This is a genomic window from Acidovorax sp. LjRoot38 (assembly GCF_964252975.1).
Classification (GTDB): Bacteria; Pseudomonadota; Gammaproteobacteria; order Burkholderiales; family Burkholderiaceae_C; genus Acidovorax; species Acidovorax facilis.
The window spans coordinates 1-13,995 of the sequence record NZ_CAXUPT020000019.1 but is presented as its reverse complement, the minus strand read 5'-3'; the positions used below and the strand labels follow the sequence as shown (position 1 = coordinate 13,995).

The 13,995-nt window shown below is 65.1% G+C and carries 16 protein-coding genes and 2 pseudogenes; 6 read left to right on the top strand and 12 right to left on the bottom strand.

The window, feature by feature from the left end; genetic code table 11:
• Positions 1-3: 3 nt before the first annotated feature.
• A complete protein-coding gene (locus ACSQ22_RS23700) occupies positions 4-1,740 on the top strand; it encodes a GMC family oxidoreductase (protein WP_436131746.1) in 1,737 nt (578 codons plus the stop codon).
• A 182-nt stretch (positions 1,741-1,922) separates the two neighbouring features.
• Positions 1,923-2,435 carry a nuclear transport factor 2 family protein gene (locus ACSQ22_RS23695; RefSeq protein WP_436131745.1) on the top strand — a complete coding sequence of 171 codons (513 nt, stop codon included), beginning with the start codon at positions 1,923-1,925 and terminating at the stop codon, positions 2,433-2,435.
• Between the two features lie 194 nt (positions 2,436-2,629).
• Here ACSQ22_RS23695 and ACSQ22_RS23690 read toward each other — a convergent pair whose 3' ends face one another.
• Positions 2,630-3,589: an alpha/beta hydrolase gene (locus ACSQ22_RS23690; RefSeq protein ID WP_436131744.1), complete on the bottom strand. Its 960-nt coding sequence runs from the start codon at positions 3,587-3,589 to the stop codon at positions 2,630-2,632.
• Positions 3,590-3,658: 69 nt separating this feature from the next.
• Positions 3,659-4,510 carry an SDR family oxidoreductase gene (locus ACSQ22_RS23685; RefSeq protein WP_436131743.1) on the bottom strand — a complete coding sequence of 284 codons (852 nt, stop codon included), beginning with the start codon at positions 4,508-4,510 and terminating at the stop codon, positions 3,659-3,661.
• A gap of 213 nt (positions 4,511-4,723) precedes the next feature.
• Between ACSQ22_RS23685 and ACSQ22_RS23680 the strand changes: the two genes are divergently transcribed.
• Positions 4,724-5,032: a winged helix-turn-helix transcriptional regulator gene (locus ACSQ22_RS23680; protein ID WP_436131742.1), complete on the top strand. Its 309-nt coding sequence runs from the start codon at positions 4,724-4,726 to the stop codon at positions 5,030-5,032.
• A gap of 169 nt (positions 5,033-5,201) precedes the next feature.
• On the opposite strand, the gene ACSQ22_RS23675 is transcribed toward ACSQ22_RS23680, so the two are convergent.
• The 9 genes from ACSQ22_RS23675 to ACSQ22_RS23635 form a co-directional block, all read right to left on the bottom strand.
• Positions 5,202-7,184, bottom strand: coding sequence for a relaxase/mobilization nuclease domain-containing protein (locus ACSQ22_RS23675; protein ID WP_436131741.1), 1,983 nt, complete (start codon positions 7,182-7,184; stop codon positions 5,202-5,204).
• A gap of 448 nt (positions 7,185-7,632) precedes the next feature.
• Positions 7,633-8,229 (bottom strand): S26 family signal peptidase, encoded by a 597-nt coding sequence (locus tag ACSQ22_RS23670; protein WP_436131740.1) that lies wholly within the window; start codon positions 8,227-8,229, stop codon positions 7,633-7,635.
• Positions 8,226-8,759 (bottom strand): DUF2840 domain-containing protein, encoded by a 534-nt coding sequence (locus ACSQ22_RS23665; RefSeq protein ID WP_436131739.1) that lies wholly within the window; start codon positions 8,757-8,759, stop codon positions 8,226-8,228. The genes ACSQ22_RS23670 and ACSQ22_RS23665 overlap by 4 nt, the downstream gene beginning before the upstream one ends.
• Positions 8,756-9,040, bottom strand: a complete 285-nt coding sequence (locus tag ACSQ22_RS23660; protein ID WP_436131738.1) for a chromosome partitioning protein ParB — start codon at positions 9,038-9,040, stop codon at positions 8,756-8,758. The genes ACSQ22_RS23665 and ACSQ22_RS23660 overlap by 4 nt, the downstream gene beginning before the upstream one ends.
• Complete coding sequence (gene parA / locus ACSQ22_RS23655; protein WP_436131737.1) at positions 9,037-9,675, bottom strand: ParA family partition ATPase; 639 nt, start codon at positions 9,673-9,675, stop codon at positions 9,037-9,039. Before parA ends, ACSQ22_RS23660 begins: the two co-directional genes overlap by 4 nt.
• Before the next feature lie 253 nt (positions 9,676-9,928).
• Positions 9,929-10,786 (bottom strand): replication initiator protein A, encoded by an 858-nt coding sequence (locus ACSQ22_RS23650; RefSeq protein ID WP_436131736.1) that lies wholly within the window; start codon positions 10,784-10,786, stop codon positions 9,929-9,931.
• 26 nt (positions 10,787-10,812) lie between these two features.
• On the bottom strand, positions 10,813-11,094 hold the full coding sequence (locus ACSQ22_RS23645) for a helix-turn-helix transcriptional regulator (protein WP_436131735.1): 282 nt from the start codon (positions 11,092-11,094) through the stop codon (positions 10,813-10,815).
• Between the two features lie 83 nt (positions 11,095-11,177).
• A complete protein-coding gene (locus tag ACSQ22_RS23640; protein ID WP_436131734.1) occupies positions 11,178-11,930 on the bottom strand; it encodes a DUF2285 domain-containing protein in 753 nt (250 codons plus the stop codon).
• 334 nt (positions 11,931-12,264) lie between these two features.
• A complete protein-coding gene (locus ACSQ22_RS23635; RefSeq protein ID WP_008905702.1) occupies positions 12,265-12,615 on the bottom strand; it encodes a DUF2958 domain-containing protein in 351 nt (116 codons plus the stop codon).
• On the opposite strand from ACSQ22_RS23635, the gene ACSQ22_RS23630 reads away from it, so the two are divergent.
• From ACSQ22_RS23630 to ACSQ22_RS23620, 3 genes and pseudogenes are all read left to right on the top strand, one after another.
• Entirely contained in the window at positions 12,614-12,742 is a 129-nt protein-coding gene (locus ACSQ22_RS23630; RefSeq protein ID WP_436131733.1) for a hypothetical protein, read from the top strand. The two genes, ACSQ22_RS23635 and ACSQ22_RS23630, sit on opposite strands and share 2 nt — an antisense overlap.
• Positions 12,743-12,928: 186 nt before the next feature.
• Positions 12,929-13,222: a helix-turn-helix domain-containing protein gene (locus ACSQ22_RS23625; protein WP_008905700.1), complete on the top strand. Its 294-nt coding sequence runs from the start codon at positions 12,929-12,931 to the stop codon at positions 13,220-13,222.
• Between the two features lie 52 nt (positions 13,223-13,274).
• Positions 13,275-13,451 (top strand): annotated as a pseudogene (locus ACSQ22_RS23620) (nucleotidyltransferase domain-containing protein); the annotation flags it as partial.
• 216 nt (positions 13,452-13,667) lie between these two features.
• On the opposite strand, the pseudogene ACSQ22_RS23615 reads toward ACSQ22_RS23620, so the two are convergent.
• Positions 13,668-13,961, bottom strand: a pseudogene (locus ACSQ22_RS23615) (DUF932 domain-containing protein); the annotation flags it as partial.
• Positions 13,962-13,995: the final 34 nt, after the last annotated feature.

Sequence of the window (13,995 nt, the reverse complement as noted above, 5' to 3'; positions counted from 1 at the left end):
CCTATGAAACTTCCTCGCAGCATTGCCCTGTCCCAGGGCGACAGACTGAACGCTCTCGAAGCAGCGCTCTACCACGGGCGGCTGGACCGCCGCCGCTTTCTGCATCTCGCGTTGGCCAGCGGCGTCGGGCTCTCTGCCGCCGAGGCCATCGCGCAGCAAGGCGCGGAGGCCGCCGCCTTGCAGCAGGCGAACGCCCGCGCCCTGCAGGCCGAATACGACGTCATCGTGATCGGCTCCGGTAGCGGGGGCGCCGTCGTGGCTGGCCGCCTGGCTGCCGAAAGCGACGCCAGGGTGCTGCTGCTTGAGGCCGGCGGCAGTGACCAAGTGCCGGCGGTGCTCGAACCAGCGCAGTGGCCCACCAACATCGGCAGCGAGCGCGACTGGGGCTACATCGCCCAGCCCAGCCCAGCGGTGAACCAGCGCGCGCTGATCCTGCCCATGGGCAAGGTGCTGGGCGGCGGCTCGTCGATCAACGCCACCGTCTGGGCGCGTGGCCATCGCAGTGACTTCGACTTCTGGGCCGCTGAAACCGGCGACGAAGGCTGGCGCTACGAGCGTGTGCTGGAGATTTACCGCCGTATCGAGGATTGGCAGGGCGCGCCCGACGCGGCCAGGCGCGGACGGGGTGGTCGGCTGTGGGTGGAGCCGGCACGCAACCCCAACCCCGTCGCCCCGGCGATGGTGGAGGCGGCCGCAGCCCTGGGCATCCCGCGCTTCGAGGACCAGAACGGCGCCATGATGGAAGGCGCTGGCGGCGTGGCCATTGCCAACCTGCGCATCCGTGACGGTCGACGACGGAACCTGCCCATGGACTACCTGTACCCTGCGATGGGACGGCCCAATCTGACCCTGTTGATCGGCGCCGAAGTGCAACAGCTGGTGATGGGAGGCAGCCGCGTCAAGGGCGTGAGCTTCATACGCGAGGGACGCCTGCACACAGTGAATGCCACACAGCGCGTGGTGCTGTGTGCCGGGGCCATCAACACCCCAAAGATCCTGATGCTGTCGGGCATCGGCGATGAGGCCGAACTCAAGCGTCACGGCATCAAGGTCGCGGCGCGGCTGCCGGGTGTGGGCCGCAACTTTCAGGACCACGTGCTGGTGGCCGGCTGTGTATGGGAATACAAGAGCGCCCTGCCTCCTGCCAACAATGTGGCCGAAGCCACCTTCTTCTGGAAGAGCGATTCTGCCCTCGCCAGCCCGGACCTGCAGCCCTTCCAGATCGAGGTGCCCTACGCCTCGGAAGTGACAGGGGCCAAGTACAACCCGCCGGCCGGTGCATGGTCAATCGCGCCAGGCCTTGTGAGCCCCAAGAGCCGCGGCCGCGTCGCCTTGGCCTCAGCCAACCCCACCGACAAGGCGCTCGTGGATGGAGGCTTCCTGCGTCACCCCGACGATGTCAAGGCGCTGTTGCGCGGCATCGAACTTTGCAGAGAGATCGGTAACTCGCCAGCGATGAAGGACTTCGTACGGCGGGAGGTGATGCCGGGTCCGCTGAAGCTTCAGGCCATGGCAGACTTTCTGCGCAATGCGGCTGGCACCTACTTCCACGAAAGCTGCACCTGCCGCATGGGACGCGACGAAATGGCCGTGGTAGATGGGCGACTGTCTGTGCGTGGAGTACAGGGCCTGTCCATCGCAGACGCCTCCGTCATGCCTCGCGTGAGCACTGGGAACACCATGGCCCCGACGGTGGTTATCGGGGAGCGCATGGCGGACATTCTGTTGCGAGCGTCGTGAACGCTCCCGCCCGCATCGCTCGCAGCTGCTCGATCTTTTCCGACCTGGCCCAGTAGCAATCTGCTACAAGCCATCAGTCGGCAAGTGCACCAAAGTACATCGCATTTATCCTACATTTCAGTTTCAGTATGCACTCAAATGTCAAACATGGAGTTCAACTCCGCATCACCAACTATGTCGCCATGAAGATGATTCGTCTTGTTCTTTGCTTGCTGATTTCGTCCACCTTATTCTTTGCCACTGCACGTGCACAGGAGGCGGTGACGCCCTCCGCCAATGCTGAGGCGCTATTCACCAGCAGCGACCCGAAGTTGCATGCCAACAAACAAGTGGTCTATCAGATCATTCGAGAACTGATCGAGGCTGGGCACTGGGATCGCGCAGATCGCTATCTCACCGAGCGGTATATCCAGCACAACCCAAATGCGCAATCAGGCCGTGATGCAGTCGTCCGGTACTTCACTGAGGTGCTCAAGGTTCGCCCGGGCACTATCCCGGCGAAGATCAAGACACCAATCGTTGCGGTCATGGCGGAGGGTGATTTGGTGACGGTGATATACCCTCGCACCGTTGAAACACCGCAGGGGTCTTACTCGACGACTTGGTATGACACTTGGCGGCTTGTCAATGGGAAAGCCGACGAGCACTGGGACCCGGCATTGCGAGGGGAGGTGCCGGACTTGCGCGCGCGGTAGACCCACATTCGTGGTCTTCATCCTATTCATCCGACCCAAAGCCTTGCCGTTGTTAGATCATCAGCTTCCACGGTATCTCTGAACCCCACGCAATCATCCAGCATCGCGTCGTGGCCGCTCGGGTATGACGCCGCTCCGCACTTGGCTATGTGCCGAATGCGCGAGTCGCATTTTTCTGCGAGTAGCCCACGCTGTCAGCCAATCTGCTTGCGCAGGAACGAACCTGCACGCTCGAACGCCTGCACGGCAGCGGGCAGCACACCTGCCATCTCAATGAAGCCATGTACCATGCCCGGCACCTCGACATAGTCCACCTCGACACCGGCCTTCGTCAGTGCGTTGCGATAGAGCCTTCCATCATCTCGCAGGACATCGCATTCGCCAGTGAAAATCAATGCGGGCGGCAGGCTGTGAAAGTCGTCAGCTTGCAGTGGAGAGAGGCGCTGATCCCGGGTGTTGAAGTTGCCTACGAAGGGAGCGGACATGGCATGCATGGCCGCAAGGGTGAGCGGCGGGACGTTGCCATTCTCGGACCTGGACGCGAAAGCATCTGCCGCTGGCGACAGGTCGAGGCATGGATAAAAGAGTACCTGGGCGAGCAGCGGGATTTCGCCGCGCAACTGAAGGGTAGCGACAGCCGAGAGACTTCCACCGGCGCTGTCGCCGGCCACCGCCAGCCGCTGCGGGTCCAGTCCCACTTCAGCGGCGTGGCTGAACAGCCAGCGGATCGCGGCCACCACGTCCTCGGGGCCGGCTGGTGCGGGATGCTCTGGAGCCAGCCGGTAATCGACGGAGACAACGGCATGGCCACTGGTGTGAACCAGACGGCGACACACCTTGTCGTGGGTGTCGAGATCGCCGACTGACCATCCGCCGCCGTGAAGATAGATTGTGGCCGCATGCGCCCCCTCGCCTTCTTCAGGAAGATACAGTCGCAAGGGAATCGGTCCGGCTGGCCCTTCGGCGTGCCGTTCGTGCACAGCGCCCACCGCCAACGGTTCACCGCCAAGGCTGGCGCCGATTTGCTTGTACGCCTCGCGCATTTGCGCCATCGGCAGCGATTCCAGCAGTGGCGCATCGCCAGCGGCCATCGCCTCAAGCACCCGGCGCACATCAGGTGCCAGCCGGGCGGGATCGAAGGGTTGTGCTTGCATGTGGTTTGCTCCTTTTCAATGTTCCGAGCCATGGGGAGCCGCGGCGCCCCCTTCCCGCGCAGCACTACGTCAAAGCGCCTTCAGCGCACGTTCGACACTGGTCGCCAGCGAAGTGGTCGGCCGCCCGATCAGCTCAGACAGCGTGCGCTCGGAGCCGTAGAGCGCGCCCTGGGAAGCACTGACGTCATAGGAGGCGAAGGCTGCAGCAAGACCCTTGGGCAAACCAGCGCCTTCCAGGGCTGCGGCATAGTCGGATTCGGAAAGATTGCGATAGGGGATGTCCTTGCCGGTCTGTTTGGAGATTTCCGCTGCCAGCTCCGCGAGAGTCCAGGCCGTATCGCCGGCCAGCTCGTAGGTGGCATTCACATGACCGTCGGTGGTCAGGACCGCGACCGCTGCATCAGCAAGATCCTCGCGCGTGGCTGACGAGATTCGGCCATCGCCTGCGCTACCAAAGAACGCGCCATTGGCCAGTGCCGCGCCAACCGAACCCGTGTAGTTCTCGGTGTACCAGCCATTGCGCAGAATGGTGTAGGAGAGCCCGGACGACTTGAGATCGGCCTCGGTGGCGCGGTGTTCTTCGGCAAGGCTCAGCACGGAAGTGTCAGCATGCAGCACGCTGGTGTAGACGATGCGCTTGACCCCCGCCTTTTTCGCCGCCGCGATGACGTTGGCATGTTGAGCGGCGCGCTGGCCGATTTCGCTGGAGGAGATTAGCAGCAACGTCTCCACGCCGGAAAGCGCGGAGTCAAGGGTCGCCGGCTTGGAGTAGTCGATCGCCTTGGCCGTAACGCCCAGGACTTCGGTCTGCTCCGGATTGCGCACCAGGGCAAGAAGATTGGCCAGAGAGGTCTTCAGCTTGAGGTTTTTGATGACGAGGTGGCCCAGTTGGCCGGCGGCGCCAGTAACGGCAATGCTCATGGTGTCACTCCTTAGTGAACTAGAGGGTTGATGAAAAAACCATAAGCCACTATAAATGTTGAAATTATTTTTCGTAAGTACGCACAAAAAGGTAAGCTCATGACAGCAAACTCGTCACTGCCTGCACCGTCGCCGGCCATGCCTTTGTCTGAAAGGTTGAGGCGGGGCGACGTCCTGACCCCGCTCTGCCCCTCGCGAGAAATCCTGAGCCACTTGACCAGCCGATGGGGCGTGCTCGTGCTTGTTGCGCTGTTGCCCGGCACGCTGCGGTTCAGCCAGTTGCGCCGCAAGATCGGCGGTGTGAGCGAGCGGATGCTCGCCCAGACGCTTCAGCTACTGGAAAGCGATGGCGTGGTGGAGCGGCACGCCCATGATGTCGTGCCGCCGCATGTGGAATACACGCTTTCACCACTAGGCAAGGAGGCAGCCACCAAAGTGCGGGAGTTGGCTGATTGGGTGGAAGCTCACTATGCGGAAGTGCTGGTCCGACAAAAAGCCCAGGTCAAGGAGGAACGTCGATAGCGAATTCATCGCAAACAAGGATGTCATCTCCTCACGGCCAGCGTGCCTTAGATACCCCTTGCTCCAAGTCCGAGTCGACGGCTATGTAGCAGTCACAATCAATCCTGCGGGTCGGCGGGCCGAACATCATGGTGATGGCGCTATTCAAGATGGCCATGATCTGATGGTGTTACCCCAAAGACGGTCCGCGTTGCGGACCAATTTCCCAAATGCCACCGTTGCGCATCGTCACGGCAAGTTTCTGCCCCAGACGCTGCTCGATCACTGGCTTCCACGGCACTAGGCTGAATCCCTTGCCATCGTCGAGCATCGCGTATCGCCCGCTGGCGAGCATGACGCTGCGCCGGTAGATGCCGGCCACACGTTGGCCGTCCGTGACCGGGCGATGCTCCAGGCCGGTCTCGGCTGCAATGTCCTTCGCGGCTTGCGTCAGTTCCCGATTGCGCAGCGTCGCCAGCAGATTGCGGGCCAGGATCACGCGCTGGCCACGCTTCTCCGCCAGCCCCTGTTCGGCCAGGAAGTCGGCGCGTTGCTGCATGGCCTGCTTGGCGTCGCCACCAAAGCCCAGGTCGCCCAGCCCTCGGCCGCAGCCTATCAGTTGTTGGTCGAGCCAGGTGGCCCCGATCACGCGGGCCTGTCGCTCGATGGGCAGGTGCGATTTCAGCTCCACGGCCACGCCGCCCAGGCGCTGCGCGTCGTAACGGCGGCCCTGCTCGGGCAGATCGTCCGGCACCTTCCATAACCCCTCGGCCACGCGCTCCACGATGCCGGCCCGGCGCAGTGCTTCCAGCCGGCGGACGTGGGCCGCGACGACTTCCTGTGGATCGCGACCGGGCTTGGCTCGGCCTTGCTCGATCGCCAGGTGATGATCGGTGCGGTACAGGCCATCGCTCGCCAGCGCGGCGATGTTTTTGTCGGCTGCGCGTACGTCGGCCGATCCCTTCACCTCCACCACGGCGCCGGTGGGATAGTTCGCCAGCTCATCGCGGGCGTTGAGCGCGACGTAGTGGGCTTTGCCGTCCACCCCGTCGACGACCAGATAGCCCCGGTCGCGCAGCTCGTCGACCAGTCCCTTCGCGGCTACGCGGCCGAGAATGGTTCGGCCGTCGTCGCCCGGCTCGAACACCGCCAGCTCGCGCGGCTCGCCGCGCATGGCTCGCTGCATCGTGCGGATGATGTCGCCGCGCTCGCCCAGGGCGCGCAAGGTCTTCTCCGCGTCCGCATGGACGGCCCAGGTGCCGGGCTGCATCTCGTCGGCCAGGCCCAGCCGCTGCAAGCGTTGCAGACGGCCGATCAGAAGCAGGCGCTGGCGTTGCAATCTCGGCTCGTTGAGCCGTTCGACATGAACCTGGCCGTCGTCGCCCAGCTCGCGCTTGAGCGTGCGATCCAGGCTCGTCCACCGCTCTTGCTCCACCTCGCGCTGCAAGGTCTGCTGGATCTCCAGTTCGGTGCGCGGCCCCAGCCATTCGGTCGCCAGTTCGGCGGCGCGATGGCGGAAGCCATCGGCGATGTAGTCGCCCGCGATGATGAGGTCTTTGCCGGTGTCGTCGCGCCCGCGCACGACGATGTGCGTGTGCGGGTTGTCGGTGTTCCAGTGATCGACGGCCACCCATTCCAGCCGCGTGCCCAGGTCGGCCTCCATGCGGCCCATCAGGTGCCGGGTGTAGGTGCGCAGGTCTTCCAATTCCGCGCCATCCTCGGGCGAGAGGATGAAGCGGAAATGGTGCCGGTCGTCAGCGCAGCGTTCCTTGAACGCATCGAGGTCGGCTTCGTCGGTCTGCGGCCCGTAGGCTTGGCCCGGCTCGCCATCGCGGCCCACGCCATCGCGCTCGATGTAGCGAAGGTGCTTGGCGAGCGACTGCGGGCTGGCCTGGCGCTGGTTGACCAACAGCGTCTTGATGGTCACACGCCGAGACATGGGCGTCAGCTTCGCCCCGGCGAAGCGCGCCGCCGTGTGGCCGCGCCCTAGGCGCGAGCCGGGCCGCTGGCCGGTGCCCCTCCCGGTGCCGCTGGCAGTGCCAGGACGGCGCACAGCGGACTTGCCGCTGCTGGCCTTGCCCGCCTGCTTGAGCACCTTGGAGACGAAGCCCTGGCCGCGGTTCTTTGGGGCGCCGGGGCGGATGCGGAAATCGTCGTCGCGGCGGTCGGTCATGGCTGCGCTCCCTGCAAGCTCTGGCATGTCCGGTCGTGCGTAGCACGCGGACAAGCCTGCATTGGCGCGAGCCTCGCGCCCCACGCGGCACGGCGGCGAAGCCGCTGCGTGCCGCGCCACCCCCACGTGCAGACTGGCTTTGCGGGCCGACAGGTGCCGCACCCTTTTGTCTTGCCTTCCGCCTTTGCCCCTCGCTGGCGCTCCGGGCAGCGGCGGCCCGGCGGCGCTGCTGCGCGAGCAGTCAGCGCGCCGGCGAACGCGGACACGGCCGTAGGCCGGGCGCGTTCGAGGCAAGACGCCTGCACGTTGGACGGCTGCGCCGAAGGCAGCGCGAAGTGCGGTGCGAATGCACCCGCACTGCACGCGCGACAACACGGCGACGAACAGCAGAACGACACGCCCGATGGCACGACAAGATGCACGGCGACGTGCAGCGAATCGACAGCCATCATGGGCGTGTCTCCAGCCAGACCGGATGCGCGACGCCGATCACGGCGCCTGCATTGACCGGCCCGAAGTACCTGCTATCGAACGACGCCGGGTTGGTCACACTGAGCAGGAACAGTTCGCCGGGTTCGAGGCGACGGCATTGCTGCCAGGATGGCAGCGGCCGGCCCCAGCGGTCAGCAGGCAGCACGGCGGCCGAAGGCACGCCGTCGATGCGAACGATGCGGCCAGCGATGCACACCTCTTGCGGCGCGATGGCGCCCACGCGCTTGAGCAGCGGCACGCGCGCCGGCAGGTAGCCGCGCTGCGCGGCCAACGCGGCAGCGTCTGGCGGCAGCGTGGTCAGGACGATGCTGCCCACTTCCAGCCGACGCGGCGGCGAGCCGGTGCCGTGGCGCTGCGGATCGACGCGATACCAGCCGACCGCCACGCTGTCGGACGGGTTGTAGATCAGGCGCGGCAGCGGACGCACGAAGGACACCCAGGCCAGCGCAGCGAGGCCGCAGGCGGACAGTCCCGCCAGTACGAGGCGAGCGCGCAAACGTGCGCGGGGCGAGCGAGGACGCGGCGCGGTGCCGGCAGTCGAAACGGCGGTCATGGCAGCGCCCTCCCGGTCAGCCAGGCGGCGTGTCGCTCAGCGGTGTATTCGGGCAGCGGCAGGCGCGCAGCGAGCCGGTTGGCGAGTGTGCGCCAGTACGCCGGCGAGACGCCGACCGGCGCGATGCCCAGCGCCTCGATGGCGTCGATGCGCTCCAGCACGGCGCGCACCTGGTTCTCCCCCTCGGCGTGCAGCAGCAGGCGCGCGCCCGGCTGCACGCCGGGGATGCGCTGCGCCGCATCGAGCGGCGTGCAAGCCTGCATGACCATGAGCTGCCAGCGCACGGTGCCATAGTCGTTGGCCTGCCAGCGGATGCGGCAGAACATGGCGCTGGGCAGGAATATTGCGCAGCGCCGCCAGCGGTCGAGCTGGAGCGTGCGCGCGGGTTCCCCAAAGCGCAGGTAGAGCTTGAAGCGCGGTTCGATGTAGGCTAGCGCCACGCGCGTCAGCGGCGCGCTGGCGGGCTGGCCGGAAGGTGCTGCGAGCGCAGCCGTGGCCGCGCCAGCGGTCGGCGAAGCGGATGCAGTCATGGCGTGTGCTCCCTGCGGTGTTCTGGAAACTCCCGCTCCAGCAGGCCGCGCAGCAGGTCGGCCACGGTCACGCCTTGCGTGAAGGCCGATACCTTGATGCGCGCCCGCATGGCGGGCGTGATGTCGAGAGTGAGGCGAGCCGTGTAGAGATCGCCCTTGCCCAACTCATCGGCGTCGCCCTGGCGAATCCACGCCTCGGCGTGCGGATTCGCGGGCGGACGCGCGCCGATGCCGACGCGCTTGGCCGTGCGCTTGCTGTTGGGTGGCGGCTTCGCTGTCATGGCGTCCACCGCAGCAGTTCATCCACCAGCGCGGTGATTTCGCGCGCGGCGGCGCTGTCCGGCGCCGTCTCGCGTGCAAGCCGGCCAGCGGCCACGCTGTCGGCGAACACGATGCGCTGATGCACTTCCGCGCGCAGCGCAGGAAGCGGTTGGTCGGCCAGCGCCTGGCGCGCTTCGCGTCCGATCACGGTGGTACTGACGCGCCGATTGATGACGAAGGCCGCGCGCAGCGCAGGCCGGAACACCTGCGCCTCGCGGATCAGCGCCACCATCTCGGCGCTGGCCCACAGGTCGTAAGGGCTGGGCTGCACCGGGATCAGCACGCGCTCGGCCGCCAGCAGCGCGGAGCGCGCCAGTGCCGCGATGCGTGGTGGGCCGTCGATGATGACGTGATCGGCCCGCCTGGCGAGTTCTGGCGCCTCTTGGTGCAGCGTTTCGCGTGCGAGGCCCACGGCGCTGAACAGCCGTGGCAAGCCTTGCTGGCTTCTGCGCTGTGTCCAGTCCAGCGATGAACCCTGCGGGTCGGCGTCCAGCAGGACGACGTGCTGTCCACGCATCGCGAACTCGCCGGCGATGTGGGTGGCGAGCGTCGTCTTGCCGACGCCGCCTTTCTGGTTGAGCAGCGCGACGATCATGGCGCGGCCCTCCCTGCTGGAAAGCCGGTCTTTTGGTGCAGCGCTTCGTGCCGCGTGGTGGTTGTCCACCGAGACGCGGCGCTTCTACTACCAGTTAGAGAATTTGAGTTAGGGAAGTTAGGAGCGGCCGAAACCCGCGCCGCTATTGGCTTTGCGGCCGATTTTGTTGCCTGATAGCACGAGGATTCGTTGCCTGATAGCACGACACCTGTGTTGCCTGATAGCACGAGTCCGTCCACAGGCCACGCACCGTTTATCCCCGTGCCGTGGGCGGCACGGGCCGAAAGGTCAGCAGCGGCGAGGCAACACCAGCGGCATGCTCGATGCCCAGCAGGTAGCCCGGCAAGGCTTGCCGCGCCACCAGCGCGCGCAAGTCGGCGGCGAAGTCGTAGAACCGCGCCACGCTGCCCGATTTGCGGTACAGGTGCTGGAAGTCGAACTGCCAGCCGCCCGGCTGCCGACCGCCGTGCTTCCTCACCAGCCGGTACAGCCAGCGCTCGATGCCGCCCGTGAGCCGGAAATACGCCGGGTCGATGGTCAGCACCAGGGCGGCGTCGAGCACGCCGGCATAGAACCAGTCCGGCAGGATCAGTTCGATGCCCAGCGGCGTGCCGCGGGCGTCGGCCATTTCCTTCCACTCGTTGATCCACGAGAAGCGGTGCAGACGCCGGCCGCTCGTCTCCCGGATGGATGTGGCCACCGTAGTCGATTGCAGGCGATCCAGTGCGGCCTTGAGGCGCTGGTAATCGCGCAGCGACGTACCGCGCCCGATAAAGCGCAGGATTTCGTAGGGCGTGGCCTGCATCAGCCGCGACGGGCGCAAGCCCGCGTCGCGCGCTTCCACGATCTGCGAGGCGGCCCAGATCAGCACGTCGGCGTCCCAGATTGTGGCGATGCCGTGCTCGGCCGTGCCTCCCACGCGGATCGTCACGTCGCCAGCGCGGAAGTCGATCGGCGCCGTGCGCCGCGACTTGGCCAGCGAGAAGAACGGAAACGCCATCAGGTCCTGGCTGTCGCGCGGCGCCATGTCGCCCGGCAGGGCGCGGAACAGGTCGAGCTGTTCGCGTTCCGGCACGGGCCGCTGCCGGGACGGCAGCGCAGGACTGGACATGGCTAAGGCCACCCGCGCGCCGGCGTTCAGCGCGCACGGCTGTCCGCCGCATGGTGCTCGGCGTACTCGGGATCGGACGTGCTGTCGAAGCTGCGCTCGGCGGCCCAGGCATCGAGGTCGGCTACGGCGTACATGACGCGGCGGCCGAACTTGCGGAACTTGGGTCCACCACCCAGCACGCGCTGCTTCTCCAGCGTGCGCGGCGATAGCCGCAGGTAGTCTGCGGCTTCGTCGTTGGTCAGGTAGCGCTGCGGCTGCGCAGCGGAAGCGATCGGAGCGGCGGCAGGCCGCAAGGGAGCAGGACGCATGGCAAGAACCTCCATAGCTTTCAAAGCTCCGGCCACACAGCGCAACCGGATGGAGGCAGTCTCAGAAAACGAAGCCCTCTTGCTCAGGGACGTTTTGCGTCCACTGCAAAACGTCCCTTCCCAGGCACATCAATCTGTGCTAGGCGGCGGTAGCCGCCACGCATCAGCGCAGTGCCCCGGCGCACCAAGCGGCGCACGCGGGCGCGCAGCTCGCCGTCGGCGTGCCAGTCGGCCGCCACGGCATCGGCGCCGAACAGCCCTTCGGCCACCTCGCGCAAGGACGCACCCGTGAGGGTGGCGTCGAGCGCCTGCAGCGTGTGCAGTTCCAGCAGCGCCACAGGCGGCGGCCTGGGCCGCGCCATAGGCGCGGGCGTGTCGGGCGTATGCGTCGCACCGCGACTGCGGTAGGCATGGGCGACAGCCATGCCGTCCTCCAGACCGGGCGCCAGCGCAAAGCGCACGCAGCGGCCCGGACTGCGCGCGATCAGCGCCAGCCCCTTGCCGTCGTGCAGCAGTTGCTTGTGGCCAGGGATGCGCCAGAACGCGAAGGGCTCGGCATCCACCGGTGGATCAGCGTCGGGGTAAAGCTGCACCACGGCATCGGAGCCTGGCAGCCAGGCCGGCTGCGCGTCCCGCGCATCCAGGGCCGGGTCTTCCAGCAGGCGCAAGCCCCAGCGATGTGCAGCATCGGAGCGGCGATGACGGCGCAGCCAGTCGAGTCGGTATTCGGGATGGCGGCGCAGGTACTCCCAGGCCAGCGCGAGGGCATCGAGGCCCAGGATGTAGAGGTACGCCGCAGTCGGATACCACTGCGCAAGATGGTGAGGTTCGGCCAAGACACAAGCTCCTGTCGAATCGCAGGAGCAGCGCCATTACCGCGCACGGATTACTGCATTAAATATCCAATCGTTAGAAACATGGATGAGCCGTAAATTTCGTGTCAAGACGATATGAATCCAGTACATTGCGCTAATCGTCTGAATGCGGTGTCGGCGCCAGAAAAATCTCGTTTCCTGCGAGAACCACCGTGCCAGAAATTGCACTCGCCATCATGGCCGTTCGCGCCTGAATAACACTCATTCGCTGCAACAGTCTGGATTAAGACCTGACAGGTCTGAAGCCAGACGAAAATAGCCTCAATCCGCCCAGCCACGCCGTGGTGCGAACGGCTCAATCGACGATGGAGCCGTTTTCCTGGGCCAGCCGCAGATATTCAGACAGCGGGCGCACCGCCTGGAAATACCGATCCCGCATCACCGGCAGTTTGTTCGGGCCGACGATGGAGGCCAGATCGGACAGCTTGATGTGGCCCAGCTCGGGCATACCGATCCCCACATCCATGACTCCGAAAGCGGTATCGCCATCGGCAGGATCAAGCGCGGCCAGCAGCCAGGTGGCGTGTGCATCGGGCGTGAACAGCCGCACCACAGGCAGCGGGTCGATGGCGCGGCCCGCCGCGCGATCCCTGCCGTTGGCCAGCAACTGCGCACGCTCCTGATCGGTGGTGAGTGGTTCGGTCATGGCTGAATCCCCCTCAACGCGCATGATGCGCTCGCACGCCTCGATCCCCAATACGCAAACGCAAACCATCGTCAAGCGTGTGCGCAAAAGCACGGATGCGCCTTGCATCGAAACCGCCCAAGCGTGAAAGCGCAAAGCCGCATTGGCGGGTTTGAGGAAAACCACGGTTGCAGTTCCGTGCCTCTGTGGGAATCCACACATGCGGAGTTTCGTAAAAGCACAAATGCGGCAAACCACAAGAAGCGAACACTATAGATTGTAGCCCTATAGGGCGCTATCGGCTGTCATCTTGGATTTTGGGGGAGATCCAGGGTTGGTAGCGAAACACACATTGTCGGAGGCATTGAAGACCATCCGCAAGGCACGGGGCCTGAGCCAGGAAGCCTTCTCCAACGTCTCCAGCCGCACCTACATGAGTTCGCTGGAGCGCGACCTCAAGAGTCCTACCTTGAACAAGCTGGCCGAGCTGTGCGACGTGATGGAAGTCCACCCGCTCACGCTGCTGACGCTGGCCTATGCCGGCAAGAAGCCGAAGCAGGCCGAGCAGTTGCTGGCGCAGGTGCGGCAGGAACTGGAGGCGGCGCTGAAGGCAAGCGGTGAAGCGTAGCTACGGCCGGGCCTAGGGTCAGCATGGCTAGAAAACGTTCGACTGCTACCCCATGTATGTCGGCGTCAGGTGTCCACAAATGACCATCCATCTCACAAAGACGGCTTCCGCATTCATTTCCGCATTGACTGCCCTTCAACCACCTCCTGATTCGATATGGCTTATCGGCTCTCGTGCGAACGGGCGTGCAACACAGGAATCGGATACAGACCTGATCGTGTTCGGCTCTGCGGCTCTATTCAACAGCATGAGATCTCAGCTCAAACAGCCAGAGGAAGTGGATTGCCTGGTCGTATTCAACGACGATGACTATCAAGACCCTTGGCAGGAAAAGAGCGGATCGCTCACAAAGCTCCAATGGCAGATGCTGGATGCCGGTTCGGCTCAGTACGTTGGCACCAAGTGGGTTCCAGACGAAGAATCATCACTTGAATGCGGCGCGGATAGCCTCCGCTCCGTTGATCTGGCTGGCGTGGCGCAGGCGAATCATGTGTTTGGTGTGCTCTCGGCGGCCTTCATCGCGCACGCGGGTCTGCGTCACCATGAAGGGTTGAAACCCCTCCTTGCGAAGCTCGGTCAGCACCGTGGCGGTGGGGATGTAGGCGTACCGCTGCGAACGGCTCTCATGCGGGGCATCCGCGAAGATGGACGGGGCCACGCGATGAATCTGGTCATCGGACAGCGGGTAATCGCTGCGCAGTGAGGGGGAATGGGAAGCGAAACGGGATGCGAGTTGCATGGTCTTTCTCCTGACAAGAAAAGGCTGTTGAAGA